The following is a 3,732-nucleotide window of genomic DNA, read 5'->3' as shown; positions in this document are numbered from 1 at the left end:
GCGGGCTGCAGCCGGTCTCGTACAGCAAGCGCCGGATCGCCGAGACGGCGAAGGCGGTGCCTGCCGTTGCGGGGGCGAATAGCGCAGCCGACGCGAGCGGCGATTCGGGCGCATCCGCGGGGGCCGGTACGACCGGTGTCGGCGCGACTGCCGGGGTCAGTGGCAATGGTGCATATGCTGTATCCGCAGCGAGCGGTCCGGCGACCGTCACCGAGCTGGAGCTTGGCGCGGGACGTCTCCTCTGGTGCCCGCTGCCGCTGGAGCTTAATGATCGCAGCGAGCCGATGCTGGCGCTCTATCGCCAGGCATTGGCAGCAGCAGACGTGCAGCCGGAGCTGGAATGGCTGGCGGGCGGCTCGCTGCCTGGCGTGTATGGCCGCCGACTGGCGTACGCGCAGGGCGCGCTCTATGTGTTCGTCTCGGAGTATGCCTGCGATGCGCAGATCGCAGTCCGCGATCCGCGCACGGGCCGGACGTATCGGTTCGAGCTGGCCCGCGAGCGATCGGTGCTGTTCGCCACTGGTGCGGACGGCGAGCTGCTGGCCGTCTATCGTCCGGACGAGGTGACGGTCGAGGCAGAGTAAGAGGTAGGAGGCTCGACACACAGTAGAGCGCGATACAGAGGTTCAGTAATCCACTAGAGAGAGGAAGGATACGATGCATCGCATCCACCGATTCATCCGCGAGCTGGAGGCCGGACAATATGCCGAGACCCAGCCGCTCGGCCCGTGGCGGGCCCGTCGCTCGATCTACGAAGGCCCCGGCGATTACCGTTATATCGACGCCGAGGAGGTCGAGGTCGCGACAGGAGACTGGCTGATCGACACCGGCATGACGATCCGTATGGAGCAGACGATCGAGCTGCCGACCTCATGGCGCGGCGAGGCTGTTGGTCTGCTCGTGCAGACCGGCGCGCCCGGCGTCGCGACGATGCACGAGGGGTTGGTCACCCTGGACGGCGTGCCGCATCACGGACTGGACCGCAACCGCGACTTCGCCTCGCTGCCGAAGGACCAGTCGAGCTGGCAGGTGTCGATCGAGCTGTACAACCCGATCGCCCAGTCGATCGACGCGCTTAATCATCAGAACGCGCCAGCCGAGTACGATCCCGCGCCGCTCCAGCTGCTGGGCAGCGCGCTGGTCCGGGTCAATGTGCCGCTGCAACGGCTGCTGTTCACGGTCAAGGTATACGCCGAGGCGGCGGCGCTGCTGCCGGAGGGCGATCTGAACCGCTCGGATATCGCGGCCGCGCTGCATCGCACGGAGACGGACTATCGGGCGCTGTCGTCCGATCAGATCCGCAGCGGCGAGGGGCTGGCTGAGCTGGAGCAGCGGCTCCAGGAGTCACTCCGCCATACTGGCGCAGCCAGTCGCGGTCTCATCCACCTCGTCGGGCAGTCTCATATCGACCTGGCATGGCTGTGGCCGGCCAAGGAGACGATCCGCAAGTGCAGCCGCACCTTCTCGACGATGAGCACGCTGCTCGACGAGTACCCGGCGTTTACGTACGCCCAGAGCCAGCCGCAGACGTATGCTTACGTCAAGGAGCATTATCCGGCGCTCTATGAGCGGGTCAAGACGCATATCGCCTCCGGCCGATGGGAGGTCGTCGGCGGCATGTGGATCGAGCCGGACCTCAACATCCCGTCCGGCGAGGCGCTGGCGCGCCAACTGATCTACGGCATGCGCTTCTACGAGGAGGAGTTCGGGGTCCAGCCGCGCATCGAGTGGCTGCCCGACACGTTCGGCTATTGCGCGTCGCTGCCGCAGCTGTTGCGCCTCGCGGACATGGACTACTTTATGACGACCAAGATGAACTGGAACGACACCAACCCGTTCCCGCATGACCTGTTCCACTGGCGTGGCATCGACGGCACCTCGGTGCTCTCCTATCTGTGCCACGGCATCAATGAATATACGCATCCCAAGGAGCTGAGCACGCACTGGGACAGCTACAAGCACAAGGCGTCGCATCCCGAGCAGATGCTGCTGTACGGCCACGGTGACGGCGGCGGCGGCGTAACCCGGGAGATGCTGGAGTACGCCACGCGCTCGGAGGCGCTGCCAGGCTTGCCGCAGACGAAGTTCAGCACGGCGCATGCGTTTTTCGACGGCATCCGCGACAGCGGCGTCGAGCTGCCAGAGTGGCAGGGCGACATGTATCTGGAGCTGCATCGGGGCACGTACACGACACATGCCCGCAACAAGCTGTGGAATCGCCGCGCCGAGGTACTCTATCGCGAGGCCGAGCTATGGGGCACGCTGGCCAAGCTGACAACCGGCGAGGACGGCCCATCGCTGGAGGAAGGGTGGAAGCTGCTCTTGTTCAACCAGTTCCACGACATCATCCCCGGCACCTCGATCCCGCAGGTGTACGAGCGCTCGGCAGCGGACTATCGCCAGATCTTCGCATATGGCGAGGAGGCCAAGGAGGCGGCGCTGACGGCGCTGAGCCGCCAACTCGATACGCGCGGCGAGGGCGAGCCGATCGTGCTGTTCAACAGCCTCTCGTGGGAGCGGACGGACATGATCACGCTGCAGGGCGGTCGCGAATGGCTGAAGCTTGAGGCCTACGATAGCGAGGGCCGGCGGCTGGCGGGCGACAAGCGTCTGCTGGCGGACGGCTCGGTCGAGTGGACGCTGCGGGTCGACAGTCTGCCGCCGCTCGGCGCAGCCGTCATCTGGTTGCGCGAGGGCGATGCTGCGGATCGCGCGGGCGTCGCGGCGGGCGAGACCTCGGGGCAGGGCTTGCCTGAGCGGCAGGCCGAGCAACAAGGGGGAGCGGGACTTGCGCTGGATGCCAAGGCTGGCGCGTTCGACGGCAAGCTGGACACCGTCCGCTATGCAGCGGAGTGGAACGAGCGGGGCGAGCTGATCCGGCTCTACGATAAGGCGAATGACCGCGAGGTGCTGGCTCCTGGGGAGACGGCCAACCGGCTGCAGCTGTTCCACGATCGTCCGCTCGTCTGGGACGCGTGGGATATCGACCCGCTGTTCGAGCAGCAACCGGCAGCGGAGCCTGTGCTCGCTTCGGCTGAGCTGGTGCAGCAGGGCGAGACGGCGGACATCGTGCGGATGGCGTGGAGGCTCTCGGGCTCGACGATCGAGCAGGATATCGTGTTCCGCCATCACGACGGACGGATCGACTTCGTAACGCGCGTCGATTGGCAGGAGTCGCACAAGCTGCTCAAGGTTGCGTTCCCGGTCGATGTGCTGAGCGATCAGGCGACATACGAGATTCCATTCGGCGCGATCCAGCGCAAGACGCATCGCAACACGAGCTGGGAGTCGGCGCAATACGAGGTGTGCGGTCATCGCTGGGCGGACTTGTCCGAGCAGGGGTACGGCGTCGCCTTGCTCAACGACAGCAAGTACGGCTATGATGTGAAGGGGCGGACGCTGCGGTTGTCGCTGCTGCGGGCGCCAGGCTGGCCGGACCCGGGCGCGGATCGCGGCGAGCAGGCGTTCACATACTCGCTGCTGCCGCATGCCGGCAGCTGGCAGGAAGCAGGCGTCGTGCGGCGCGGCTACGAGCTTAACCATCCGGTGCAGGCTCAGCCAGCGCTGCCGCAGACGGGCGAGCTGCCGGAGGCGGGGGCATTGCCTGCGCGTCACAGCTTCCTGGCGCTGGAGAGCAGCCAGGTCATCCTCGACACGCTGAAGCCGGCGGAGCAGGGCGACGGCTATGTCGTGCGCATGTACGAGTCCGGCGGCGGCCGCTCCAGCAGATTC

General features: G+C 66.4%; 2 pseudogenes. Both read left to right on the top strand.

The features are described from left to right. Positions 1-584, top strand: a pseudogene (locus PA598K_RS28370) (hypothetical protein); the annotation flags it as partial. A 73-nt stretch (positions 585-657) separates the two neighbouring features. Then, positions 658-3,732 (top strand): annotated as a pseudogene (locus PA598K_RS28365) (alpha-mannosidase); the annotation flags it as partial.

This window comes from Paenibacillus sp. 598K, from assembly GCF_003851045.1.
In the GTDB taxonomy this organism is placed as follows: domain Bacteria; phylum Bacillota; class Bacilli; order Paenibacillales; family Paenibacillaceae; genus Paenibacillus_D.
The sequence above is the reverse complement of the archived record's forward strand: the minus strand, read 5'-3'. Positions and strand labels throughout refer to the sequence as shown.